Raw genomic sequence first — 223 nt, 5'->3', positions numbered from 1 at the left:
TGGCATCGCCAGACACCACCTTCGCCAGTTGCCGCTTCCATGCGTACAGCGAATGCTGACTGACGCCGAGCCGTTCAGAAACCTCCGCTACCCGATACCCGCGCTCGGTGATCTGGGCCACCGCATCACGCTTGAACTCATCGCTGAAATTGGGCTTCCCCATCGTCGTCTCCTGTCCTCAAAATTAGGATAGAAGGCGTCCAGAAATCTAGGGGCTATTCAA

1 protein-coding gene is annotated in these 223 nt (G+C 56.5%); it reads right to left on the bottom strand.

What is annotated here, in order from left to right; translation table 11 throughout:
• A partial coding sequence (locus Y88_RS18645) for a transposase (protein WP_040702678.1) occupies positions 1-163 on the bottom strand: 163 nt, incomplete at its 3' end.
• Positions 164-223: the final 60 nt, after the last annotated feature.

It is taken from the genome of Novosphingobium nitrogenifigens DSM 19370 (assembly GCF_000192575.1).
Classification (GTDB): Bacteria; Pseudomonadota; Alphaproteobacteria; order Sphingomonadales; family Sphingomonadaceae; genus Novosphingobium; species Novosphingobium nitrogenifigens.
Note: the sequence above shows the minus strand (reverse complement) of the source record. Positions and strands in the feature narration are given on the sequence as shown.